Here is a 22,481-nt window from a genome sequence, read left to right on the forward strand (position 1 = left end):
TCAGAGGTTGTAGGTGCTGTTGATGATGGCGCCCTTGCGGGCGTAGTGGATCAACGCGTCCTGCACGTCCAGCGGGTGGCACGGGATGGTGCCGGCGATCAGGTCCTCCTCGCGGAGGCCGTGCAGGCTCAGCCCGAACCGGCAGACGTAGACCGTGCCACCCTCCTCGACGAACTTCTCGATCTGGGCGTTGATGTTCTGCTCGCCCGGGAAGGCCGAGTCGCCGGTGGTCGGGAAGCCGCGGGTGGCCATCGCGTTCATCGCGCCCGGGCCGTAGAAGTAGAGGACCGACTCGTAGCCCTTGCGCAGTGCCCGGAGGGCCTGCAGGCAGGCGACGAAGGCGACCGAGGACTCGTGCGCGATGCCGTGCACCAGGGTGAAGTAGGACTCGCCCTCGCCGGCCTGGTAGTCCGGGAAGATCTTGGTGGAGCCGTACAGGTTGCTGCCCTTGGCGAGCGAGGGGTGGGCGATCTCGCTCCTGCTGGTGTCCTGGGCGGCCTTGAGGTCCGCATCGCTGATCAGCGGGGTACCGGTGGTGGCGGGCAGGGTCTGGGTCATGGTGGCGCTCCTTCTCTCGGGACGGTGGTGGTGCTCAGTCGAGGCCGTGCAGCGCCTCGAAGTTGCGGCGGAAGACCAGGTCGGTGAGCTCGGTGCCGGCGGTGGCCGCCAGCAGGCGGGCGTGCTCGCCCTCGAAGTCGCCCCAGGGCTGGTCGGAGGCGAAGAGCACGCGGTCGTGGCCGGCGCCGTGCCGCTCGATCTCGGCGGCGAGCCAGCGCGGGGCGAAGCCGATGGCCCAGCTGGTGTCGGTGTAGACGCGCTTGCCGGCGGCGATCCAGTCGAAGAAGCGGGAGCCGATGAGCTTGATGTGCCCGCTCATCCCCCCGCCCAGGTGCACCAGGTGCACGGCGACGTCGTCGGCGTACCGGTCGACCAGCTGGCCGATCTGGTCGATGTCGCTGGCGGCACCGGGGCTGGTGTGCACGTGCACGACCAGGCCGTGCTCCCGGGCGGTGGCGAAGACGGCGTCCAGCTGGGGGCGGCAGTCGGCGGCGTCGACCCGGCCGCCCAGCAGGAAGGAGAGCTTCAGCGCGGTGACGCCGTGCTCACCGGCGAGGGCGAGCGCCTTCTCCGTCGCGACGGCGTCCTGGGGTCGGGGGCTGGTCCAGAGCCCGGCCCGGATCCGGTCGTCCCGCTGGGCCGCCTCGACCACCAGCTCGTTGAGCGCGAAGGACGCGGTCACGTCGGGTACGCCGTAGTTGGGGATCACCAGCGCGCGCTCGGTGCCCTCCCGGTCGAGGTCGGCGATCAGCTCGGCGATGGTGGCGCGGGCACTGGTGTCCGGGTGGACGGCGGGCCCGCCGTAGAAGGGGTGGGCGGGCAGGACGCCGAGGTGCCGGTGCGCGTCGTGCACCCGAGCCGGTGCCCACCTCGTCATGGGAGAAGGCTGGTCGGCGGGCGTGTCCGGGTGGTGACGTCCGGAAACAGATCCTGTTGCCGACCGCGGCGTCCCGGCGACCCTGATGTCGGCGCGGTTGCCCCGCGTGGCGTGGGTCACCGGGGCGCGGCCGAGGGCGTGGTCCCGGGTGGGGACCGGGCCGCCGCGTCGGCCACACTCCCCGGGTGCCCGAGGTGCAGATGGACGTCGAGTGGCCCGACGGGACCCGCGAGTGGCTGTACTCGCCGTCCACGATCGTGGAGGAGGTGTTCTCCCCCGGCGGCGTCCACCCCCTCGGGGAGTTCGTCGAGCTGACCCGGCAGGCCATGACCGAGGCCAGTGACCGGGTGCGGGCCCGCTACGGGTTCCCGTGCACGCGGGCGGCGGCCACGCTCGCCGCCGTCGAGGCGACCGCCACCCGGCTCAGCGGCCGGGCGGGCGAGGGCGACGTGCGGGTGGCCGGCTTCCGCCGCTGAGCGCCGGCCCCGGCCGTCAGGCCGGGCGGGAGGTCCTCGCCAGGTGCAGCCAGGTGTCGACGACGGTGTCCGGGTTGAGCGACATCGACTCGATCCCCTGGGCCACCAGCCACTCGGCCAGGTCGGGGTGGTCACTGGGGCCCTGACCGCAGATGCCGACGTACTTGCCGCGCTCCAGGCAGGCCCTGATCGCCATCTCCAGCACGGCGAGGACGGCGGGGTTGCGCTCGTCGAAGCTGCCGGCCACCAGGCTGGAGTCGCGGTCCAGGCCGAGCACCAGCTGGGTCATGTCGTTGGAGCCGATGGAGAAGCCGTCGACGTGGTCGAGGAACTGGTGGGCCAGCAGCGCGTTGGACGGCAGCTCGCACATCATCACCACCGACAGGCCGTTCTCCCCGCGGCGCAGGCCGTGCTCGCCGAGCAGGCGCACCACGCCCTCGATCTCCGCCACGGTCCGGACGAACGGGATCATGATCTTGACGTTGGTCAGCCCCATCTCGTCCCGGACGTACCGCAGCGCCTCACACTCCATCGCGAAGCAGTCGGCGAAGTCGGCCGACAGGTACCGCGAGGCCCCGCGGTAGCCCAGCATCGGGTTCTCCTCGTGCGGCTCGTAGGCCTCGCCGCCGAGCAGGTTGGCGTACTCGTTGGACTTGAAGTCGCTCATCCGCACGATCACCGGCTCGGGCGCGAACGCCGCGGCGATCATCGAGATGCCCTCGGCCACCCGCTGCACGAAGAAGTCCCGCGCCGAGGGGTAGGCGACGATCCGCTCTTCGATCTGGGCCTTCAGCGGGGCGTCCAGGGTGTCCAGCTCCAGCAGTGCCCGGGGGTGGATGCCGATCTGCCGGTTGATGATGAACTCCAGCCGGGCCAGCCCGACCCCGGCGTGCGGCAGCCGGGAGAAGGCGAAGGCCTGCTCCGGCGTCCCGACGTTCATCATGATCTTGGTGGGGATCGCCGGCATGGCGTCCAGCTCGGTCTCGGCCACCTCGAAGCCCACCTCGCCGGCGTAGACCAGGCCGGTGTCGCCCTCGGCGCAGGAGACGGTGACCGGGTCGCCGTCGTGCAGTGCGCGGGTCGCGGTGCCGGTGCCGACGACGGCGGGGATGCCGAGCTCGCGGGCGATGATCGCCGCGTGGCAGGTCCGCCCGCCGCGGTTGGTCACGATCGCCGAGGCCCGCTTCATGATCGGTTCCCAGTCCGGGTCGGTCATGTCGGCGACGAGCACGTCACCGGGGGTGAAGGAGTCCATCTCGTCGATGTCGGTGAGCACCCGGACCGCGCCCGCGCCGATCTTCTGCCCGATCGCCCGCCCCTCGACCACGACGTCCCCGGTGCCGGTGAGCCGGTAGCGCGCGGAGGTGGTGCCGGCGCGCGACTGCACCGTCTCCGGCCGCGCCTGCAGGATCATCAGCTGCCCGGTCAGGCCGTCCTTGCCCCACTCGATGTCCATCGGCCGGCCGTAGTGCTCCTCGATCTTCAGCGCCTGGCGGGCCAGTTCGAGGACCTCGTCGTCGGTGAGGGACAGCTTCCGGCGGTCGGCGGGGTCGACGTCGACGAACTCCGTCGTCCGGCCGACCTCGTCGTGCGCGGTGTAGACCATCTTGGTGGCCTTCTCCCCCACCCCGCGCTTGAGGACGGCGGGGCGCCCGGCGCGCAGGGCGGGCTTGTAGACGTAGAACTCGTCCGGGTTGACCGCGCCCTGCACCACGCCCTCCCCCAGCCCGTAGGCGGACGTGATGAAGACGGCGTCGGAGAAGCCGGACTCGGTGTCCATGGTGAAGAGCACGCCCGAGGCCCCGACGTCGGAGCGGACCATCCGCTGCACGCCGGCGGACAGCGACACCGACTCGTGGTCGAAGCCGTGGTGCACCCGGTAGGCGATCGCCCGGTCGTTGTAGAGGGAGGCGTAGACCTCCCGGACCGCCTGCAGCACCGCGTCGATGCCGCGCACGTTGAGGAAGGTCTCCTGCTGGCCGGCGAAGGAGGCGTCGGGCAGGTCCTCGGCGGTGGCGCTGGAGCGCACCGCGAAGGAGGCCTCGGCGTCGTCCCCGGCGAGCTCCTCGTAGGCGGCGCGGATGTCGGCCTCCAGCGCCGGCGGGAACGGCTGCTCGACCACCTCCCGGCGGATCTCCGTGCCGGCGGCGGACAGCGCCCGGACGTCGTCGGTGTCCAGCGTGCGCAGCCGCTCGGCGATCCGGGCCGCCAGCCCGGTGTCGCCGAGGAAGCGCTGGTAGGCCGCGGCGGTGGTGGCGAAGCCGTCGGGGACGCTGACCCCGGCGTCGGCGAGGTTGGAGATCATCTCGCCCAGCGAGGCGTTCTTCCCGCCGACGACCTCCAGGTCGCCGAGGCCGAGCTGGGCGAACCAGCGGACGTTGTCGCCGTCGTCCCTGCTCGCTGCTGCGGTGCTGCCGGGCGGGGCCTCGGGTGTGGTGTCGGTGCTCATGGTCGGGGGGTCCTTCCTCGCCGGAGGTCGTGGCCGGACTGTGGGCGGTCGGAGCCGCGCCGCTGCCGGGCCAGGGTCTGGATCACCACGGCGGCGATCTCCTCGACGGAGGCCGCCGAGGTGTCGACCGTGGGCAGGGAGTGGGTCTCGTACATCGCCGTCGCCCGGCGCAGCTCGTAGCGGCACTGCTCCTCCGAGGAGTACCGGGAGTCCGGGCGCCGTTCCTGGCGGACCCGGCTGAGCCGGGAGACCGTGGTGGTCAGCCCGAAGCACCGGTCCCGGAGGTCCTTCACCGGGCGGGGCAGGTCGGTGGTCTCCAGGTCCTCGTCGACCAGCGGGTAGTTGGCGACGAACAGGCCGTGCTGCAGCGCCAGGTACATCGCGGTCGGCGTCTTCCCGCAGCGGGACGGCGCCAGCAGGACGACGTCGGCCCGGTCCAGTCCGCGCGGGCTCAGGCCGTCGTCGTGCTCGATGGCGAACTCGATCGCCGCCATCCGGCTGTTGTAGCGCCGGACGTCGCCGACCCCGTGCAGCCTCCGGGCCTCCCGCAACCCACGGGTGCCCAGCTGCTCCTCGACCCGGTCCATGTGGATGCCGAAGAAGTCGATGATCGGGGCCTTGGTCCTCAGCAGCTCCTCGCGCACCTCGTCGACCGCGGCGGTGGTGAACACCAGCGGGGTGACCGGCCCCTCCATCGCCTCGTCGAGCTGGGCGACCACCTCGCGGGCCTCCTCGACCGAGGAGATGAACGGGATGAGAGTGCGCTCGAAGTGCACGTCGGGGAACTGGATGAGCAGCGCGTTGCCCATCGTCTCGGCGCTGATCCCGGTGCTGTCGGACAGGAAGAACACCGGGACGACGGCGTCCGGGTCGTGCTCCGGCAGGTCAGCCGTCATGCAGCACCTCTGGTCTTCCGCGTCGTTGCAGAGAGAAGCGAGCTCTTCGGTGAGCATCCTCCGTCGGCGGCCTCCCGCGCACCTGCGCGGCTGCGCCGACCGGGACGGCGCCGGTCGCCGCCCGGTCAGATCCTGTCGCCGCGCCAGCGCAGCACCTCCAGCGCCGCGGCGACGGCGATCGTGTTCTCGGCCAGCGGCCGCGGCAGGAGCTCCTCGGCCCGGGCCAGCCGGCGGAGCACCGTGTTGCGGTGGGTGAACGACAGCGCCGCCGTCCGGGTGGCGTTGCCCAGCTCGCGGACGTAGACCAGGACCGTGTCCCGGGTGACCGCATCCGCGGCGAGCAGGCCGCCGAGGGTGTCGGTGAGGAACTCCTCGACCCGGTCCGGAGCGCTGGTGAGCAGCGCCACCAGCTGCACGTCCTCGTAGCGGGCGACCTGCTGGGGTGAGGTGAGCCGGTCGAGCATCTGCTGGGTGGTCACCGCGTCCAGGTGGCTGCGCCGGAAGCCCTCGACGTCGGCCCCCGGTCGGCCCACGGCCACCCGGACGTCGGGGGCCGCGGCCAGCCCGGCGGCCACCGCGTCCGCCTCGGGCGCACGGCCGATCGGCAGCCACACCCAGAGTGCGGCCGCGCCGGCGACCACGGTCAACCGCCGGGCCGCACCGCCGGCCCGCATCGCCGCCTCGGCTGCGGCCTCCAGCTGGTCGGAACCAGCGCCGGCAGCGTCGCTCCAGACGACGACGGCGGTGTGCGGTCCGGTGAGGCCGTAGCCCAGCTGCGCCTCGGCCCGGGCCCGGGACAGCGGCGCACCCTCCAGCAGCAGCGACACCGTGGCGCGGCGCTCGGCGTGCGCACCACGGGTCAGCTCGGCGCGCTCGGCGGCCATCCGGGCGGAGACCGAGGCCACGGTGTCGTCGATGAACGTGCTGATCGACCGCGCCGACACGTCCAGCAGCTCACGCAGCTCGGCGGTGTCCGCGGTGAGCTGGAAGCAGATGTCCATCCACCGACGCCAGGCGACCGCCTGGGCGGTGCGGTAGGCGTCCAAACCCCGGTGGTCCAGCCCGCGTCGGACCAGGTCCCGGGCCCCCTCCAGCACCTCGGGCCCCAGGTCGACCGTCACCCGCTCCCCGGGGCGCTGCACGTTGGCCGCCGCCCAGCGCAGCAGGTTGGCACGGTTGGCCCGACGGGCCCCCTCGGCGAGCACCGGGTCCTCGGCGACCGGGCGCATCCCGGACCCGCTCAACGCCGCGGTGTGCAGCTCCGCGACCCACTCGGCCCGGGGGTCCAGGGCGAGCTCCGCGCCGCGCCGGAACAGCTCCCGGACGGCCGGCGAGGGGGTGGGCCACTCGGCGGTCACCGGTTCATCGTGCACCCTCACGGGCCGAGGACGGTGCGGATCGTGCTGGCAGAACGCCGTCCCGGCACGGAGAGTCGAGACAGCGCCGTCCCTGCTGACCTGGAGCGAACATGAGCACCCCGACCCCCGTCGAGCACCTCGACGTCCTGATCGTGGGCGCCGGCCTCTCCGGCATCGGCGCCGCGTACTACCTGCAGCGCGACCACCCGCAGCGCTCCTTCGCGCTGCTGGAGGCCCGCGGCGCCACCGGCGGCACCTGGGACCTGTTCCGGTACCCGGGCATCCGTTCGGACTCCGACCTGCACACCTTCGGCTACGAGTTCGCGCCGTGGCGCGACCCGCAGTCCATCGCCGGCGCCGACCGGATCCTCGACTACCTGCGCGGCACCGCCGCCGAGCACGGGATCGATCGCCACGTGCGCTTCCACTCCCGGGTCGTCGCCGCCGCGTGGTCGTCGGAGCAGGCGCGGTGGACCGTCGAGGTGGAGCGCACCGACACCGGCGAGCGGACGGCGCTGACCTGCGGCTGGCTGTTCGTCGCCGGCGGCTACTACCGCTACGACGAGGGGTTCACCCCGCACTTCGAGGGGCGCGAGCGGTTCGGCGGCCAGATCGTGCACCCGCAGCACTGGCCCGAGGAGCTGGACACCGCGGGCAAGCGGGTCGTCGTCATCGGCAGCGGGGCCACCGCGGTCACCCTCGTCCCGGCGCTGGCCGAGACGGCGGCGTCCGTCACCATGCTGCAGCGCACGCCCAGCTACGTCATGCCGGTGCCGGCCGAGGACAAGCTGGCCAACCGGCTGCGTCGGGTGCTGGGCGAGGAGCGTGCCCACCCGCTGATCCGCCGCAAGAACATCGCCACGGGCCGGCTGGTCTGGCAGTTCTGCCAGCGGCACCCGGAGCGGGCCCGGAAGCTCATCCGCTGGGTCAACGCCAAGCAGCTCCCCGCGGGCTATCCGGTCGACGAGCACTTCAACCCGCCGTACGGCCCGTGGGACCAGCGGCTGTGCGCCGTGCCGGACGGCGACCTGTTCCGCGCGATCCGTGAGGACCGGGCCGAGGTCGTCACCGACCGGATCGTCACCTTCACCGAGACCGGGGTGCTGCTGGCGTCCGGTCGAGAGCTGCCGGCCGACGTGATCGTCACCGCCACCGGGCTGAACCTGCAGGCGTTCGGCGGGATCCGGTTCACCGTCGAGGGCCGGCAGGTGCGGCTGCCGGAGACCATCGCCTACAAGGGGATGATGTTGTCCGGCGTGCCCAACCTCGCCTTCGCGGTCGGCTACACCAACAGCTCCTGGACGCTGAAGATCGGGCTGCTCTGCGAGCACTTCACCCGGCTGCTCAGCCACCTGGACGCGCACGGGTACGACAGCGTCCGCCCCGAGCCCCGGGACCCGGACATGCCCACCCGACCGTTCCTCGACTTCGCCGCCGGCTACGTCCAGCGGGCCGTCCACCAGCTGCCGCGACAAGGCGACCGGATGCCCTGGCTGACGTCGATGGACTACCGGTCGGACGTCAAGCTGCTCCGGGCCGACAGCGTCGTCGACCCGGAGCTCGTCTTCACCCGCAGCGGCGCGGCCGAGCAGGTGGCCGCGTGAGCGCCGCGGACCTGGACCGGTTCGTCGACCTGCCCGCCGGCCCGCGGCTCTGCTACCGGACCGACGGCCCGGACGACGGCGTCCCACTGCTGCTCATCGCCGGCCTCGGCCTGGACCTCACCTCCTGGCCGCAGCGGATGGTCGACGGGTTCACCGGCTCCGGCTTCCGCGTCGTCCGCCTCGACAACCGCGACATCGGCCGCTCCAGCGTGATCGGCACCCGGTCCCCGGGGCGGCTGCGCCAGCTGCTGGCCCGGCCACGGCCGGACGCCTACGACCTCGCGGACATGGCGGCGGACACCCACGGGCTGCTCGAGCACCTGGACGTCGACCGCGCCCACCTGGTCGGCATGTCGATGGGCGGCATGATCGCCCAGACGCTCGCCGCGCGACACCCGGACCGGGTCGCCAGCCTGACGTCGATCTTCTCCACCACCGGGAACCGGCGGATCGGGCAGCCGGCCCGCTCCACGCTGGCGCGGCTGGCCCAGGCGCCGGCGCGCACGGTCGAGGAGTCGGTCGAGCGCCACCTCGCCCTGCTGCGGCACATCGGCTCCCCGACCGCCCTGCCCGACGACGACCTGGAGCGGACCTGGGCGCTGGGGCTGTGGGAGCGGGGCGGCGGGGCGCGGGCCCGGGCCGGTGTGCCACGGCAGATCAGCGCGATCCAGGCCTCCGGCGACCGGACGGCGGAGCTGCGGCGGATCACCGCACCCACCCTCGTGGTGCACGGGTCGGCCGACCGGATGGTCCACCCGAGCGGCGGCCGGGCGACCGCGGCCGCCGTCCCCGGCGCCCGGTTCGTCGAGCTCCCCGACCTGGGGCACCACCTGGCCCCCGGCGTCGTCGACCAGCTCGTCGACCTCACCACCGACCTCGCCCGCAGCACCGGCGCCCCGCTCGCGCCGCTGGCACCGACAGGAGACCCCCGATGAGCAGCGTGCAGGGCAAGGTCGCCGTCATCACCGGCGCCGGGTCGGGCATCGGCCGGCAGCTGGCCCTCGAACTGGTGCGGCGCGGTGCCCGCGTTGCGGTGTCCGACGTGGACGCGGACCGGTCGGCCGCGACCGCCGCCCGCGCCCGGGCACTCGGTGCCGAGGTGCACAGCGCCGTCCTCGACGTCGCCGACCGCGCCGCCGTCCTGGCGTACGCCACCACGGTGGCCGACCACTTCGGCGTGGTGCACCAGGTCTACAACAACGCCGGGGTCGCGGGCGGCGGCACGGTGCTGGACAGCGAGTGGGCGGACTACGACCGGATCCTGGGCATCAACCTCTTCGGCGTCCTGCACGGCACCAAGGCGTTCCTCCCCCACCTGATCGCCTCCGGGGACGGGCACGTCGTCAACGTGTCCAGCCTCAACGGGGTCATGGGCCAGGCGTCGCTGAACGCCTACAGCGCGAGCAAGTTCGCCGTCCGCGGGTTCACCGAGGCGCTCCGCAGCGAGATGCTGGTGGCCGGGCACCCGGTGCAGGTGACCGTGGTCCACCCCGGTGGCGTCCGCACCGACATCTCGGCCGCGGCGCTGGCGCACTCCCGGCAGCACGGCACGGTCACGGCCGACGACGAGGCCCGGGCGCGGATGTACGAGGAGAAGCTGCTGCGGATGCCCGCCGAGCAGGCGGCCCGGGTCATCGTGGACGGCGTGGAGGCCGGCCGCTCCCGGGTGCTGGTCGGCACCGACGCGAAGGTCGTCGACCTGCTGGTGCGGCTGCTCCCCGCCACCTACCCGCGGCTGGCGGCCCTGGTCCAGCGGCGGGCGCTCCGCGACTGATCCGGGTCGGCTGCCCCAGCGGCGGGACGGTCACGGCACCCTGGCGGGAACTCGACGGCCGGACACCGGCGCGACGTGCTCCTCCCCCACCGCCGGCGCGGACACGCGCGCGACCGCGGCCAGCGCGGCCAGGCCGGCGACGACCCACCACGGGTGCGCGACCAGTGCCTCCTCCACCCCGGCCAGCGGGTCGGCCAGCCAGCCGAGCCGGTCCAGCGCCCAGGTGGCGGCGGCCACCAGGGCGATCAGCGCGCCGGTGGTGCGGACGGCGGGGTACCAACGGGTGCGCGAGAGCAGGTACAGCGAGGGGAAGACCAGCGCGACGGTGAGCAGCTGGGCGAGTTCGACGCCGACGTTGAACGCCAGCAGCGCGGGCACCGAGGTCGCCCCGCCCAGTCCCAGGTCGGTGAGGATGCCGGCGAACGCCAGCCCGTGCACCAGACCGAACCCCCCGGCCACCAGCACCTCGCCGCGGCGGGCGAGCGGGCGCAGCGCGTGCACGGCGGCGACGCCCACCGACACCGCGATCAGCACCTCGACCGGCGCGCTGGGCGCGGTCACCCAGCCCAGCGCGGAGGCGAGCAGGGTCAGCGAGTGCCCGACGGTGAAGGCGGTGACCACCGCCAGCACCGAGCGCAGCGTGGGCCGCACGCCGTCCCCGCGCCGCCACCGGCCGGCGACGGCGACCACCGGTGCGACCAGCAGCAGGGTGAGCAGGAACAGCAGGTGGTCCGCGCCCTCCAGCACGTGGTGCAGGCCGTACCCGACCATGTCGGTCAGCCCGGTGCCCAGGCTCCCGGCGTCGCCGATGGTGAGGCTGTCGTCGGTGGCGGTGAGCACGCCGGCGGTGGAGACGTCCCCGGCGGCGTCGGTCAGCACGACCACCGCCTCGTGCGAGGCATCGACCTCCAGGACGCCGTCGTAGGCGAGGGTGAACACCGACGGGTCGCCGCCGCCGGGGTCCAGCACGACGTCGACGCGGTAGGAGTCGATGCCCTCCACCGTCTCGCGCACCACCGGCGACCAGGTCTCGGTCCAGGTGCTGTCGTCGGTGCCGGTGACGGTCAGGTGCTCGGCGAGGTAGCTGCTCACCAGGGCGTCGGTCGGCGAGCCGCCGAGCACCGCGTCCAGGGTGTCGGCGGCGACGGAGACGGTCGCCTCGACCTGCTCCTCGCCGACCCGGACGGCGAGCGTGCTGCTGGTGAGGCTGTGCGCCTGGGCGGCGCCGGCGGTGAGCAGTGTCAGGCCCCCGGCCAGCACGCCGGTCAGGGCGGTCACGGCCAGGGCACGGGTGGGACGCGTCGTCATGCCGTCGACCGTGTCCGGCTCGGCTGTGCCCGGGCTGAGGACGGCGTGTGGGTCGTCCAGGAAGGACTCAGCGAGCACACAGGCGGCACAGGTCGAGCGCAGAGCCGGCCCGTCCAGCGTGGTCGGCACACCACCCGGTCGTCCCACGACGACCCCGACCGACAGGACTCCCCCGTGAAGATCCGCACCACCGTGGCCGCCCTGGCTCTCTCCCTCGCCCTCCCCCTGGCCGCCTGCGGGACCACCGACGACGCGGCCACCGCCAGCACGTCGACCACCTCCACCGAGTCGACCAGCTCCACCGACTCGACGCCCGAGGAGGCCGGCTTCGGCGGCGGGATGCCCGGCGGCGGCCAGGGCGGCCCCGGCGGGTCGGTCGACGTCTCCTCGGTCACCACCGAGGAGGAGCTGGTCGAGCTGGTCCAGGACGCCTACGGCGACCCCAGCCTGGACCTGCACCGCGGCCACCAGCCGGTGGAGGACGTCCTCGACGAGGTCCTCGGCATCACCCACGAGGAGCTGCACGTCCGGATGGACGCCGGGCAGGGCTTGGACGAGGTCGCCGAGGACCTGGGCATCGACCCGCAGGAGCTCATCGACGGCATGGTCGACAAGTACGCCGTGGCGATCGACACGCTGCTGGCCGACGGCACGATCACCGAGGCGGAGGCCGACCAGTACCGTGCCGACCTGGAGACGGCCTTCGAGTTCCGGGTCACCTGGGACGGCGAGGAGGCGACGCCGACCTACACCGGCCTGTCCGCCTGACCCCGGACCGGGGCCCCTGCACCCGGCCGGCGTGCAGGGGCCGGTGGAGGGCGGAACGTGCCACGATGCCGTTCGTGGAGCCCAGCGGAGTCGAGCAGGTACGCCAGCGGATCGCCGCGACCTCGGCCGAGGCGGTGGTCGCGGAGAGCAGGCAGCGCGCCGAGGAGATCGCCGAGCTCGGCGCCTTCCTCGCCCTCGCCGACCGCCCGGAGTGGCGTGAGGGGCTGCTGGCCGGTGTCCCGCTCGCGGTCAAGGACAACCTGGACACCCGGGACCTCCCGACCACCGGGGGGACGCCGGCCCTCCGGGACTCCCGGCCGGGTCGCGACCACCCCGCCGTGGCACGGCTGCGCGCGGCCGGCGCCGCCGTGATCGGCAAGACGAACCTGCACGAACTGGCCCTCGGGATCACCAGCAACAACGCCGCCTTCGGACCGGTGCGCAACCCGCACGACCCGACCCGCTCGCCCGGGGGCTCCTCGGGCGGGTCGGCCGTGGCGGTCGCGACCGGGGTCGTGCCGATCGCGCTCGGCACCGACACCGGGGGGTCGCTGCGGGTGCCGGCCGCGCACTGCGGCGTCGTCGGGTGGCGCCCCACGACCGGCCGCTGGGGCACCGGCCGGCTCGTGCCCATCTCGCGCACCCGGGACACCGCCGGGGTGCTCGCCACCTCCGTCGCCGACGTCGCGCTCGTCGACGAGATCGTCACCGGGGAGTCCGCCGCGGCGCCGTCCGGCCGCCCGCTGCGGCTGGGCGTCCCCCGCGCGGGCTTCTACGACGACCTGCACCCCGAGGTCGCCCGCTGCACCGAGCAGGCGCTCGAGCGCCTGGCCGCCGCCGGTGTCGAGCTCGTCGAGGTGGAGGTCGTCGGCGGTCACACGCTGGACGAGGAGTGCGGCTTCCCCATCGTGTTCTTCGAGATCGCGCAGGACCTGCCGGCCTACCTGGCGACGCTGCCCGGACCCGAGAGCGGGCTCACCCTGGCCGACGTGCTGGCGCAGGTGGCGTCGCCGGACGTCCGGGGTGCGCTCGAGGCCGCCACGAGCGGGGCCTTCACCGAGGAGGTCTACCGCCAGGCGATGACCACCCGCGACCGCCTGCGCGCCGCCTACGCCGCGGCCCTGCAGCCCGCCGGCACCCAGCGGCTCGATGCCCTCGTCTACCCGACGGTGCCCCTGCCCCCGCCGCCGCTCGGGGACGACGAGACGACCGAGCTCAACGGGCGCGAGGTGCCCGTCTTCCTGACCACGATCCGCAACACCGGTCCCGGCTCGACGGCGGGCATGCCCGCCGTCTCCCTGCCGGCGGGGACGACGCAGGCCGGGCTGCCGATCGGCATCTCGCTGGAGGCCCTGCCGGGCGAGGACGCCGCCCTGCTGGCGAGCGCCCGACGGGTCGAGGCCGCGCTGGCAGGCGATTGAGCACTGCTCGGCGGGTCGGCCGCACGCCACCGGTCAGTTGCGCGATGGGATGGTGCGACCCGGCCGCCGGTCGACCCAGGAGATCATCGCGGCGACCACCAGGAGGAGCGCGGGCACCAGGAGCCCGAAGCCGACGCCGAGGGCCGTGACCAGCGACCACACCAGGGACGCCACTGCGAGGACCGAGACCACCGCCGGGGCCAGCATCGTCCGACTGGCGCACTCGAACCACAGCGCCACGGCCGCGAACGCCGTCGGCACCCCGAACAGGAGGAGTGCGACCGAGCCACCGTCCGCCCACACGGCCGGGCCCTGCCAGGCCGCGTAGCCGAGGACGCCCACGAGCGAGACAGCGGTCAGCCCGCACGCTCCCGGTGAAGAGGGGGCCATGGCCAGTCCTCCCTCGACGTCTGTGCGAACCGTCCTCGTGCACACGCTCGGGACCACTCTCCTCCCATCTGCAGACGAGGCCAACGCGCAAGGCCATGCGCAGTGGAGGGCGGCGGTGCGGTCGGGGACAGCGTCCGGATGGACCGTTCCCATGCCGTGCTCAGCGCGCGCCACCGGCTCCCCCGGCGCCACTTCCTGCGTACCGCCCGGCTGAACGCCGTCGGGTTCAGCGCGCTCGGTGGCGTCTGCCTGGTCGCGGCGACCACCGGTGCGCTGGCGCTGCGGTGGACGGGCCGGCCACCGGTGATCGGGGCCGCACTCGGGCCGGCCGTCGTCCTGACCGGCCTGGTCGCCCTCGACCGACGGAAGTGGGCCGGCACGACCACGGGCTTCTCGTTCACCGACGACGCCGCGGCGACCCGGGCGGTGGCCGACCAGCTGGCCGCCCGCGGCCTGCCGGTGGACGTCGAGGAGCACCCGCCGGGGAGCCCCGCCCTGCGCTACGCCCACCGGCATGCCCGGCAGATGCAGGCCGCCCTCGAGGACCTCGGCATCCCCGCGCCCTTCACCTGATCCGGTCGGCGGGTCGTCCGGCCGGCTCGCCCGGTGGCGACGGCCTCCCGGGTCCGGCCGCGACCGCCCACGACGAGGACCTCCGGGGGATGTCGTGGGCGTGTGCGCAGGCGGAGACGCCGGGACGACTCCCGCTCCCGTGCACTGGCATCGGTCCAGCAGTCCCCGATGCCGCCTCGGCCCCGCCGAGCGGGAGGAGTCCCACGATGACGCCCACCCACCACCCGTCCGCCGTCCGGGCGAGCGGGACACCCGCTGCCCCCGCCCCGGGCTCGCCGCGGTCCCGGCGAGCAGGGCTGCTCCTGGTGTCCGCGGTCGCCGTGCTGTGCGCGGTCGGCTGGATCACGCTCGGTCCGGCCGGGTTCGTCGCCGATGCCCGTCGCACGGTGATGGCCGGGGTCGAGGCGCTCGCCGCGCCCTGGCCGGGCAGCGTGCACCGGGCCGAGGTCGAGGCGGTGGCGAACGGGCTGCTCTTCGTGCCGGTGGGCGCGCTGGCCGCCCTTGCCCTGCGGCGCCGCGGTCCGGTGCGGCCCGTGGCCCTCGGCGCGGCGACGTCGGTGGTGGTCGAGCTGGCGCAGACCGCCCTGCCCGGGCGGGTGCCCGACCTCGCCGACGTGGCCGCCAACACCACCGGCACGGTCGTGGGCGTCGCGGTCACCACCGTGCTCCTGACCGCCGCGCGTCGTTCCCGGCGGGCTGTCGCCCGCCGCCCCGCGCGGGGGCTGGTCGCCGCACTGCTCGCCGCGCCCCTGCTCCTCGCCGCGACGGCCGGGTGCTCGTCCGCAGCTGCGCCGGCCGGTGCCGCCGGACCACCGGTGCAGGGTGTGTCGCGGGGGGACGTCATGACCGCCGAGAACGGCCACGTCGTCGACGGGGAGGAGCTCTCGGCGTTCGCCGACGTCCCGGCCCTCACCCACCTCGACAGCGCACTGCGCGCGGCGGTCCAGGACGCGGCCCGGGACGCGACGGCCGACGGGATCCGCTTCCACGTGTCCAGCGGGTGGCGCAGCGCCGCCTACCAGCAGGCGCTGTTCGACGCCGCGGTGCAGCGGTACGGCAGCCCCGAGGCAGCGCGGGAGTGGGTGCTCCGCCCCGACGAGTCCTCCCACGTCACCGGCGACGCGGTCGACGTCGGACCGACGGACGCGATGAGCTGGCTCTCCCAGCACGGGTCGGACCACGGCCTGTGCCAGACCTACGCCAACGAGATGTGGCACTTCGAGCTGGCCGTCGACCGCGGTGGGCAGTGCCCGGCGCCGGCCACCGACCCCACCGCCGGTTGAGCGCGTGGTCCCCGCCCGCGAACCGGCCAGCGTCGTCGCGGCCCGGCAGCTGGCCACCGAGGCACACGAGCGCCGTCGTCCTGTCCCGCCCCGGCGCACCGCGCGGCGATACGCCGGCCACATCCCCGCCTTCCTACCCTCGCCCCATGCGCGTGTTGATCGCTGAGGACGAGCCCTACCTGGCCGACGCCATCCGGGACGGTCTCCGGCTGGAGGCGATCGCCGCCGACGTGGTGCACGACGGGGACAGCGCCCTGGAGAACCTCGCCGTGAACAGCTACGACGTCCTCGTGCTCGACCGGGACCTGCCCGGCACCTCCGGGGACGACGTCGCCCGGCGGGTCGTCGCCCAGGGCCTGCCCTGCCGGATCCTGATGCTGACCGCGGCCGACCGGCTGGAGGAGAAGGTGCGCGGTTTCGAGCTCGGCGCCGACGACTACCTGACGAAGCCCTTCCAGATGCGCGAGCTGGTGGTGCGGCTGCGGGCCCTGGGCCGCCGGCCGGTCGACGGCACCCCGCCCGTGGTGGAGTTCGCCGGGCTCACCCTGGACCCGTTCCGGCGCGAGGTGTACCGGGACGGCCGGTACGTCGGGCTCACCCGCAAGCAGTTCGCGGTGCTGGAGGTGCTGCTGGGCGCCCGGGGCGGGGTGGTCAGCGCCGAGTCGCTGCTGGAGCGGGCCTGGGACGAGAACGCGGACCCGTTCACCAACGCGGTCCGGATCACCATCTCCTCGCTGCGCAAGCGCCTGGGCGACCCCTGGCTCATCCACACCCTCCCCGGTGCCGGCTACCGGGTGGGGCCGCCGGCGCCGGACCCGGTGCCGGACCCGCGGTGAGCGCCCGGCTGCGGCTGACCCTCAGCTACGCCGGCTTCCTGGTCATCGCCTCCGCCGCCCTGGTGGCCCTGCTGGTGTACGTCCTCCGGTTCGTGCCGGAAGGCAACCTGAGCGCGCCCGGCGCCCCGTTCCTGCCCGACCGCGGCGACCTGCTGGCCGCTCTCTGGCCGCGGGTCTGGCAGGTGCTGGCCGTGCTGCTGGTGGTCGGGACGGGCGGGGGCTGGCTGCTGGCCGGCTGGATGCTCCGCCCGCTGCACCAGGTCCACGCCGTCGCCCGGCACGTCGCCGCCGGGTCGCTGGACCGCCGGGTCCGGCTGACCGGCCGGGACGACGAGTTCCGCGAGCTCGCGGACACCTTCGACACGATGCTCGACCGGTTGCAGACCACGTTCGACGAGCAACGCCGGTTCGCCGCCAACGCGTCGCACGAACTGCGCACCCCCTACGCCGTGGAGCGCGCGATGCTCGACGTCGCGCTGGCCGACCCGGCCGCCGTGGACGTCCCCCGGCTGCTCGCCCGCCTGGACGAGACCAACCGCCGGGGCACCGAGACCGTCGAGGCGCTGCTCGCCCTGGCCGCGCTGGACCAGGGCCGCACGCCCCCGCGCACCCCGGTCGACCTCGCTGAGGTCACCGGGGACGTCGTCCGGGACCTGGCCCCGCTGGCCGACCGGGCGGGCGTCAGCGTGCGCACCGAGCTGGGCGAGGGCGACCTGGACGGCGTCGAGCCGCTGGTCCGGCACCTCGTGGCGAACCTGGTGCTCAACGGGGTGCGGCACAACACCGGCCCGGGCGGGACGGTGTCCGTCACGACGGGCAGCACCGAGGACGGCCGGGCGGAGCTGACGGTGTCCAACACCGGGCCGCACGTGCCCCCGGTGCTGCTCGGCACCCTCACCGAGCCCTTCGTCCGCGGCACCGGCCGGGTCTCGACCCGGGACACCACCGCTCCCGGCAGCGGCCTGGGCCTGGCCATCGTCGCCCGGGTGGCCGAGGTGCACGGCGCCGACCTGCAGCTGTCCGCTCCCCCGGCCGGCGGGCTGCTCGTCACCGTGCTGTTCCCCGCACCGGGACCGTGACGGCGGCTGCGGAGGACGGCCGCTCCAGGGCGCGGAAGAGCTCGCCGTCGCCGGACTGCCCCTCCAGCGCACCTCATCCCCTGACGGGTCCGGGGGGTGTGGTGCGCCGGGACGGGAGTCGGGGCAGAGCGGTACGGACGGCGGTGGTGAGGAGGACGCGCCGGGCCGGCGGTGGGAGGGCCCGGGCGACCCGCAGCATCGTGGCCGCGATGGACGTCGGGGCGGACCCGGTGTCGAGGTAGGCGACCCACGCCGACTCCGGCAGGCTGAAGAAGGACTGGAAGAAGGCGTCGGTCTGTGCCTCGTCCAGTCCGAGCAGGACCTCACGCCCCAGACCGAGCAGGCCGAGGGTCGCGCGCTGCCGGGCACTGCGGACCAGCGACCGCACCGCAGCCGCATCGGCCCCGGCCGACACGGCATCGGCGATCGTGCTGCCCGCCCGCAGTGACGCGGCGACGCTGTACCCGGTCGCCGGGTGGACCAGCCCGGCCGCGGCCCCGACGGGAACGCCGACGGATCGTCGGACGGCGGCGTCCAGGGGGATGGCCACCCGTTCCGGGCGGTCGGCGATGCGCAGACCGGCGTGGGCGATGACGCGGTGCAGGCGGTCGCGCAGGTGGGGCAGCGCCACCGGCGGGCGGGCAGCCAGGGAGGTGGCCTCCAGCAGGGTCGCGCCGTCGTCCAGCCCCATCCCGTACAGGAAGGCGGGCGGCTGCGCGACGCCGTCCTCGCGCAGCACCGCCCAGTCCATGAGCAGTGCAGCCCCGTCCGGGACCAGGTCACCGAGGTCCCCGGTGACCCGTTCCCCCCAGGCCCGCTGGTGGGCGCTTCCGGGACCGCCGCCGCGGGCGTCGACGACGATGCCGCCGGTGACGGTGGTGCCGTCGGTGAGCGTCACGACCTGACCGAACGGGTCCTGGTGGACGGCGGCGACCGACCCGGTACGGGTCGCACCGCCACCGGCGCGCAGCCGACCGAGCAGGAGACCGTGCACGACGTCGTTGTGCAGCCGGGCGTAGGCGCGACCGACGTCCTGGGTCCTGGCGGTGGTGCGCACCACGGTCACCGGGTACCGCCGACCCAGCGGCGGAGTTCCCTCCGTCCGGGCCGTGTCGCCGAGCAGCGCCGTGGACACGGCATCGAGCTCGTCGGCCCACATGCCGTAGGTCTGGTGCCAGGGCCGCAGGTGCGGGGCGACCACCACCACGCTCAGGCCCCGCGCGGCGCACGCGGCAGCGACCGACAGCCCGGCCGGTCCGGCGCCGGCGACGACCACGTCCCAGCGCTGTTCCGGTGCGTCGGAGTTCACGAGCGCGCGACGTGCACGGGCGAGGAGGTGCGCAGGTGGGGCAGCGCATGCGTGTCCCGTCGAGAACGACGGTGGGCGGCGCGGCGGGGCAGCCAGCAGTTCACGGGTGCTCTGGTCTCCTCGGTCGGAGGACACGCTAGCCGCACCGCACGGGTCCGGTGGACAGGACCATCCGACCCCGGGATGCCCCCGCCCCGTCGTCGCACCCCGACGTCGGCTCATCGTCTTCCGACCGCGATGCAGCCCCCGCGGCCGCTCCCTACGCTGACGTGATGTTCTTCCTGTTCGGTCTCGGCACCAAGCGTCAGCACCTCGGCCCCGGCGAGACCCGCACCTGCCCGAACTGCAACAACACCTCGCAGTGGGCTCGGGTGGAGCAGTACAAGCAGTTCTCGCTGTTCTTCGTGCCGGTCGCCCGGTGGAAGCGCCGACAGGTCGAGGTCTGTGGCATCTGCGGCACCACCATCGCGGGCTGAGCCACTCCCCGGGCGCTCGTGACCGGCCGCGCCGGGTCCGCCGCGACGACCACCCGTCCACCGGAGTCCTGCTCCGGCCGCGTCCGCATCCGGTCGAGACAGCTCGGGTCGGGTGACCCGATGCCGGGTGGCGGAGCGGCCCGCCCGCCGGCCGCGCCGGGCATCCTGGTCCCGCGCCCGACCGCCACACGGACCCGGAGGCCCTGTGACCCCGACCCACTGGACCGAGGACCTGCGCAGCAGCCTCGACGAGCGGCTCGACGCCCACCGCTCCGCGCTGCACGACAGCCTGGACGGGCTGACCGAGCAGGAGGCCCGGGCCCGGCTGGTGCCCTCCAAGACCACGCTGCTGGGTCTGCTGCAGCACGTCACCTACGTGGAGGCGATCTGGTTCGGCCAGGCGGTCACCGGGGCCTCGACCCGGGAGCTCGGCGTGGCCAGCAGTCCCGACCGTTCGTTCGTGCTCCGGAGGGACGCCACGATCGACTCGGTACGGGCGGCTCATGCGCAGCGGTGCACCGAGTCCCGGCAGACCATGGCCGGTCTCGCCCTCGACGACGAGGTGAGCGGTCGGGGCGCCCGCCCGGTCTGGGCGCTGTACCTGCAGGTGCTCGGTGAACTCGCCCAGCACGCCGGGCATGCGGACGTGCTCCGCGAGCAGCTGCTGGCCGCCCGGGAGCGCCTGCCGGCCTGACCGGAGACGGCGGGTCGATCGGCCGGTCAGGTGCGCCGGATGTCCGTCCAGCCGGTGTAGCCCCGCTGTTCCAGGAGCCGCAGCAGTCGCGGCGCCCACGGGAAGGACTGCACGAACGCCGCGTCCAGCAGCGCGACCAGGTCCGCGCTGATCGGCTGCTCCTCCGCCCCGGCGGACGCGGCGGCCGCCCCCTCGAGGAAGGCCTCCACGCGGTCGGCGAGCTCGGGCAGCCGCGGGTCGTCGGCCGTGCAGTCGGCGAGCTCCCCGAGGTCGAGGTAGAGCCGGCGCAGCGTCGGGTGCTCGAGCTGCGCGTGCTTGACCGCCATCATGGCCGGCACCTGCTCCGGCGCCTGGGCCGCGATCAGGATCCAGCTGTCCCGCTCGATCTCGACCAGGTGCTCCGGGAAGCCGAGCTCGCGCATCCGCTCCAGGTAGGCGACCGCCACCGGCGGCAGCACGAGGCTCTCCCCCGCCGTGAGCTGCGCGATCCGGGTCCGGTGCCGCTGGCGGTCGCGGATCTCGGCGCGGAGGCGACGGTCGACCTCCTCGACCGCCGCCGCGAACTCCTCCTCGCCGGCCGCCAGCAGCTCCCGCACCCGGGACAGCGGCACGCCGGCCTCGGCCAGGGTGCGGATCCGGATGAGCTCCACGACGGCCACCGCGTCGTAGCGCCGGTACCCGGAGGAGTCCCGTTCCGGCTCGGGCAGCAGCTCCTTGGCGTGGTAGTGCCGGACGGCACGCACCGTCACGCCCGCGTAGGACGCGAGCTGGCTGATGGTCAGCACGGGCGTGTCCTCTCCTCGGTGGCGTGCTCAGCCGATCTTCCGCCGGTAGGTGGCCATCGCGAACAGGTACGCCACCAGCAGGAGGCCGACGCACCAGGCGAGGGCCGTCCAGCCGTCGTCGCCGACCGGCTGCTCGGCGTAGAGGCTGCGCAGGGTGTTCACGATCGGCGTGACGGGCTGGTGCTCGGCGAACCAGCGCACCGGGCCCGGCATCCCCGAGGTGGGCACGAACGCCGAGCTGATGAACGGCAGGAAGACCAGCGGGTAGGAGAACCCGCTCACCCCGTCCAGGGAGGTCGCCGTCAGCCCGGGGACGACGGCCAGCCAGGTCAGCGCCAGGGTGAAGAGCACCAGGATCCCCGTGACCGCCAGCCAGGCGAGCACCCCGGCGCCGGAGCGGAAGCCCATCGCCACGGCGACGAGCACGACCAGCACCAACGAGACGAGGTTCGCCACCAGCGAGGTCAGCACGTGGGCCCACAGCACGGACTGCCGGGCGATCGGCATCGACTGGAACCGCTCGAAGATCCCGCTGGAGACGTCGGTGAACAGCCGGAAGGCGGTGTAGGCGATCCCGGAGGCGATGGTGATGAGCAGGATCCCGGGCAGCAGGTAGTCGACGTACGCCCCGCCCCCGACCTCGATCGCGCTGCCGAAGACGTACACGAACAGCAGCAGCATGGCGATCGGCGTGATCGCGGTGGTGATGATCGTGTCCGGGCTGCGCAGCACGTGCCGCAGCGACCGCTTCAGCAGGGTCGTGGTGTCGCGGAGGACGTGCGTGGTGGTCATCGGTCCGTCTCCTGCTGGCCGGAGCCGACGATCGCGAGGAAGACGTCCTCGAGGGACGGCCGCTTCTCGACGTGCTCGACCGTGGCCGGGGGGAGCAGTTGCCGGAGCTCGGCGAGGCTGCCCTCGGCGATCACCCGGCCCTGGTGCAGGACGGCGATCCGGTCGGCGAGCTGTTCGGCCTCGTCGAGGTACTGGGTCGTGAGCAGCACCGTCGTGCCCCGGCCGGCGAGCTCCCGGACCGTCGCCCACACCTCGAGCCGCGACTGCGGGTCCAGGCCCGTCGTCGGCTCGTCCAGGAAGAGCACCGGCGGATCACCGATGAGGCTCATCGCGATGTCGAGGCGACGGCGCATCCCGCCCGACCAGGTCGACACCCGGCGGCCGGCGGCGTCGGTCAGCTTGAAGCGGGCGAGCAGGTCGTCGGCGATCCGGCCGGCCCCGTCGAGGTGCCGCAGCTGGGCGACGAGCACGAGGTTCTCCCGCCCGGTGAGGAGCTCGTCGACCGCGGCGAACTGCCCGGTGAGGCTGATCGCCCCGCGCACCTCGGCGGGCTGGGTCGCGACGTCGAACCCGTGGACGGACGCCGTCCCGCTGTCGGCTCGCAGGAGGGTGCACAGGATGCGCACCGTCGTGGTCTTGCCGGCGCCGTTGCTGCCCAGGAGGGCGAAGACGGTCCCCGCGGGGACGCTCAGGTCGACGCCCGCGAGCACCGCATGGTCGCCGTAGGACTTGGCCAGCCCGGTGGTCTCGATGGCTGCTGTCGTGGTCATGGCAG

At 74.2% G+C, this 22,481-nt stretch carries 23 protein-coding genes; 12 read left to right on the forward strand and 11 right to left on the reverse strand.

Features of this window, described 5'->3' with window-relative positions:
* Both O2V61_RS19140 and O2V61_RS19145 read right to left on the reverse strand, forming a co-directional pair.
* Window positions 1-558 (reverse strand): MSMEG_0572/Sll0783 family nitrogen starvation response protein, encoded by a 558-nt coding sequence (locus O2V61_RS19140; protein WP_269184859.1) that lies wholly within the window; start codon window positions 556-558, stop codon window positions 1-3.
* 34 nt (window positions 559-592) lie between these two features.
* A complete protein-coding gene (locus O2V61_RS19145) occupies window positions 593-1,435 on the reverse strand; it encodes an amidohydrolase family protein (protein ID WP_269184860.1) in 843 nt (280 codons plus the stop codon).
* Window positions 1,436-1,620: 185 nt separating this feature from the next.
* Here O2V61_RS19145 and O2V61_RS19150 point away from each other — a divergent pair, with 185 nt between their 5' ends.
* The gene (locus O2V61_RS19150; RefSeq protein WP_269184861.1) at window positions 1,621-1,911 is read left to right on the forward strand and encodes an MSMEG_0570 family nitrogen starvation response protein; all 291 of its coding nucleotides are present in this window, start codon (window positions 1,621-1,623) and stop codon (window positions 1,909-1,911) included.
* Between the two features lie 16 nt (window positions 1,912-1,927).
* On the opposite strand, the gene ppsA is transcribed toward O2V61_RS19150, so the two are convergent.
* From ppsA to O2V61_RS19165, 3 genes are all read right to left on the reverse strand, one after another.
* A complete protein-coding gene (ppsA, locus tag O2V61_RS19155) occupies window positions 1,928-4,360 on the reverse strand; it encodes a phosphoenolpyruvate synthase (protein WP_269184862.1) in 2,433 nt (810 codons plus the stop codon).
* Window positions 4,357-5,256 (reverse strand): pyruvate, water dikinase regulatory protein, encoded by a 900-nt coding sequence (locus O2V61_RS19160; protein WP_269184863.1) that lies wholly within the window; start codon window positions 5,254-5,256, stop codon window positions 4,357-4,359. Before O2V61_RS19160 ends, ppsA begins: the two co-directional genes overlap by 4 nt.
* A gap of 125 nt (window positions 5,257-5,381) precedes the next feature.
* Window positions 5,382-6,614 (reverse strand): PucR family transcriptional regulator, encoded by a 1,233-nt coding sequence (locus tag O2V61_RS19165; protein WP_269184864.1) that lies wholly within the window; start codon window positions 6,612-6,614, stop codon window positions 5,382-5,384.
* A 110-nt stretch (window positions 6,615-6,724) separates the two neighbouring features.
* Here O2V61_RS19165 and O2V61_RS19170 point away from each other — a divergent pair, with 110 nt between their 5' ends.
* The 3 genes from O2V61_RS19170 to O2V61_RS19180 are packed head-to-tail and all read left to right on the forward strand — an operon-like array spanning window position 6,725 to window position 9,992.
* Window positions 6,725-8,218, forward strand: a complete 1,494-nt coding sequence (locus tag O2V61_RS19170) for a flavin-containing monooxygenase (protein ID WP_269184865.1) — start codon at window positions 6,725-6,727, stop codon at window positions 8,216-8,218.
* Window positions 8,215-9,153 (forward strand): alpha/beta fold hydrolase, encoded by a 939-nt coding sequence (locus O2V61_RS19175; protein WP_269184866.1) that lies wholly within the window; start codon window positions 8,215-8,217, stop codon window positions 9,151-9,153. Before O2V61_RS19170 ends, O2V61_RS19175 begins: the two co-directional genes overlap by 4 nt.
* Window positions 9,150-9,992 (forward strand): SDR family NAD(P)-dependent oxidoreductase, encoded by an 843-nt coding sequence (locus O2V61_RS19180; protein WP_269184867.1) that lies wholly within the window; start codon window positions 9,150-9,152, stop codon window positions 9,990-9,992. The genes O2V61_RS19175 and O2V61_RS19180 overlap by 4 nt, the downstream gene beginning before the upstream one ends.
* A 30-nt stretch (window positions 9,993-10,022) precedes the next feature.
* Here the strand turns inward: O2V61_RS19180 and O2V61_RS19185 are convergent, their stop codons facing one another.
* Window positions 10,023-11,300, reverse strand: a complete 1,278-nt coding sequence (locus O2V61_RS19185) for a HupE/UreJ family protein (protein WP_269184868.1) — start codon at window positions 11,298-11,300, stop codon at window positions 10,023-10,025.
* 174 nt (window positions 11,301-11,474) lie between these two features.
* Between O2V61_RS19185 and O2V61_RS19190 the strand changes: the two genes are divergently transcribed.
* Together O2V61_RS19190 and O2V61_RS19195 are read left to right on the forward strand one after the other, a co-directional pair.
* Complete coding sequence (locus tag O2V61_RS19190; protein ID WP_269184869.1) at window positions 11,475-12,068, forward strand: hypothetical protein; 594 nt, start codon at window positions 11,475-11,477, stop codon at window positions 12,066-12,068.
* A gap of 74 nt (window positions 12,069-12,142) precedes the next feature.
* On the forward strand, window positions 12,143-13,489 hold the full coding sequence (locus O2V61_RS19195; RefSeq protein ID WP_269184870.1) for an amidase family protein: 1,347 nt from the start codon (window positions 12,143-12,145) through the stop codon (window positions 13,487-13,489).
* Between the two features lie 33 nt (window positions 13,490-13,522).
* Here the strand turns inward: O2V61_RS19195 and O2V61_RS19200 are convergent, their stop codons facing one another.
* A complete protein-coding gene (locus O2V61_RS19200; RefSeq protein WP_269184871.1) occupies window positions 13,523-13,879 on the reverse strand; it encodes a hypothetical protein in 357 nt (118 codons plus the stop codon).
* A gap of 138 nt (window positions 13,880-14,017) precedes the next feature.
* On the opposite strand from O2V61_RS19200, the gene O2V61_RS19205 reads away from it, so the two are divergent.
* From O2V61_RS19205 to O2V61_RS19220, 4 genes are all read left to right on the forward strand, one after another.
* Window positions 14,018-14,452, forward strand: a complete 435-nt coding sequence (locus O2V61_RS19205; RefSeq protein ID WP_269184872.1) for a hypothetical protein — start codon at window positions 14,018-14,020, stop codon at window positions 14,450-14,452.
* Window positions 14,453-14,658: 206 nt separating this feature from the next.
* A complete protein-coding gene (locus O2V61_RS19210; protein WP_269184873.1) occupies window positions 14,659-15,735 on the forward strand; it encodes a VanZ family protein in 1,077 nt (358 codons plus the stop codon).
* A gap of 146 nt (window positions 15,736-15,881) precedes the next feature.
* Window positions 15,882-16,571: a response regulator transcription factor gene (locus O2V61_RS19215; protein ID WP_269184874.1), complete on the forward strand. Its 690-nt coding sequence runs from the start codon at window positions 15,882-15,884 to the stop codon at window positions 16,569-16,571.
* Window positions 16,568-17,650 carry a sensor histidine kinase gene (locus tag O2V61_RS19220; protein ID WP_269184875.1) on the forward strand — a complete coding sequence of 361 codons (1,083 nt, stop codon included), beginning with the start codon at window positions 16,568-16,570 and terminating at the stop codon, window positions 17,648-17,650. Before O2V61_RS19215 ends, O2V61_RS19220 begins: the two co-directional genes overlap by 4 nt.
* 73 nt (window positions 17,651-17,723) lie before the next feature.
* On the opposite strand, the gene O2V61_RS19225 is transcribed toward O2V61_RS19220, so the two are convergent.
* Window positions 17,724-18,959 (reverse strand): lycopene cyclase family protein, encoded by a 1,236-nt coding sequence (locus tag O2V61_RS19225; protein WP_269184876.1) that lies wholly within the window; start codon window positions 18,957-18,959, stop codon window positions 17,724-17,726.
* Between the two features lie 272 nt (window positions 18,960-19,231).
* Here O2V61_RS19225 and O2V61_RS19230 point away from each other — a divergent pair, with 272 nt between their 5' ends.
* Together O2V61_RS19230 and O2V61_RS19235 are read left to right on the forward strand one after the other, a co-directional pair.
* Window positions 19,232-19,435, forward strand: coding sequence for a zinc-ribbon domain-containing protein (locus tag O2V61_RS19230; RefSeq protein ID WP_269184877.1), 204 nt, complete (start codon window positions 19,232-19,234; stop codon window positions 19,433-19,435).
* Window positions 19,436-19,640: 205 nt separating this feature from the next.
* Complete coding sequence (locus O2V61_RS19235; protein WP_269184878.1) at window positions 19,641-20,129, forward strand: DinB family protein; 489 nt, start codon at window positions 19,641-19,643, stop codon at window positions 20,127-20,129.
* A gap of 26 nt (window positions 20,130-20,155) precedes the next feature.
* Here the strand turns inward: O2V61_RS19235 and O2V61_RS19240 are convergent, their stop codons facing one another.
* From O2V61_RS19240 to O2V61_RS19250, 3 genes are read right to left on the reverse strand one after another with little or no spacing between them, the layout of a single operon-like run.
* Window positions 20,156-20,914, reverse strand: coding sequence for a MerR family transcriptional regulator (locus tag O2V61_RS19240; protein WP_269184879.1), 759 nt, complete (start codon window positions 20,912-20,914; stop codon window positions 20,156-20,158).
* Between the two features lie 27 nt (window positions 20,915-20,941).
* Window positions 20,942-21,706, reverse strand: coding sequence for an ABC transporter permease (locus tag O2V61_RS19245; protein ID WP_269184880.1), 765 nt, complete (start codon window positions 21,704-21,706; stop codon window positions 20,942-20,944).
* Window positions 21,703-22,476 carry an ABC transporter ATP-binding protein gene (locus O2V61_RS19250; RefSeq protein WP_269184881.1) on the reverse strand — a complete coding sequence of 258 codons (774 nt, stop codon included), beginning with the start codon at window positions 22,474-22,476 and terminating at the stop codon, window positions 21,703-21,705. Before O2V61_RS19250 ends, O2V61_RS19245 begins: the two co-directional genes overlap by 4 nt.
* Window positions 22,477-22,481 lie beyond the last annotated feature (5 nt).

It is taken from the genome of Modestobacter sp. VKM Ac-2985 (assembly GCF_026967925.1).
Lineage (GTDB): Bacteria > Actinomycetota > Actinomycetes > Mycobacteriales > Geodermatophilaceae > Modestobacter.

Coding starts and splice junctions, on each gene's coding strand:
- O2V61_RS19145 (WP_269184860.1), bottom strand. CDS start 1,435: ATGACGAGGTGGGCACCGGCTCGGGTGCACGACGCGCACCGGCACCTC.
- O2V61_RS19205 (WP_269184872.1), top strand. CDS start 14,018: ATGGACCGTTCCCATGCCGTGCTCAGCGCGCGCCACCGGCTCCCCCGG.
- O2V61_RS19170 (WP_269184865.1), top strand. CDS start 6,725: ATGAGCACCCCGACCCCCGTCGAGCACCTCGACGTCCTGATCGTGGGC.
- O2V61_RS19230 (WP_269184877.1), top strand. CDS start 19,232: ATGTTCTTCCTGTTCGGTCTCGGCACCAAGCGTCAGCACCTCGGCCCC.
- O2V61_RS19210 (WP_269184873.1), top strand. CDS start 14,659: ATGACGCCCACCCACCACCCGTCCGCCGTCCGGGCGAGCGGGACACCC.
- O2V61_RS19185 (WP_269184868.1), bottom strand. CDS start 11,300: ATGACGACGCGTCCCACCCGTGCCCTGGCCGTGACCGCCCTGACCGGC.
- O2V61_RS19160 (WP_269184863.1), bottom strand. CDS start 5,256: ATGACGGCTGACCTGCCGGAGCACGACCCGGACGCCGTCGTCCCGGTG.
- O2V61_RS19245 (WP_269184880.1), bottom strand. CDS start 21,706: ATGACCACCACGCACGTCCTCCGCGACACCACGACCCTGCTGAAGCGG.
- O2V61_RS19140 (WP_269184859.1), bottom strand. CDS start 558: ATGACCCAGACCCTGCCCGCCACCACCGGTACCCCGCTGATCAGCGAT.
- O2V61_RS19215 (WP_269184874.1), top strand. CDS start 15,882: ATGCGCGTGTTGATCGCTGAGGACGAGCCCTACCTGGCCGACGCCATC.
- O2V61_RS19180 (WP_269184867.1), top strand. CDS start 9,150: ATGAGCAGCGTGCAGGGCAAGGTCGCCGTCATCACCGGCGCCGGGTCG.
- O2V61_RS19200 (WP_269184871.1), bottom strand. CDS start 13,879: ATGGCCCCCTCTTCACCGGGAGCGTGCGGGCTGACCGCTGTCTCGCTC.
- O2V61_RS19250 (WP_269184881.1), bottom strand. CDS start 22,476: ATGACCACGACAGCAGCCATCGAGACCACCGGGCTGGCCAAGTCCTAC.
- ppsA (WP_269184862.1), bottom strand. CDS start 4,360: ATGAGCACCGACACCACACCCGAGGCCCCGCCCGGCAGCACCGCAGCA.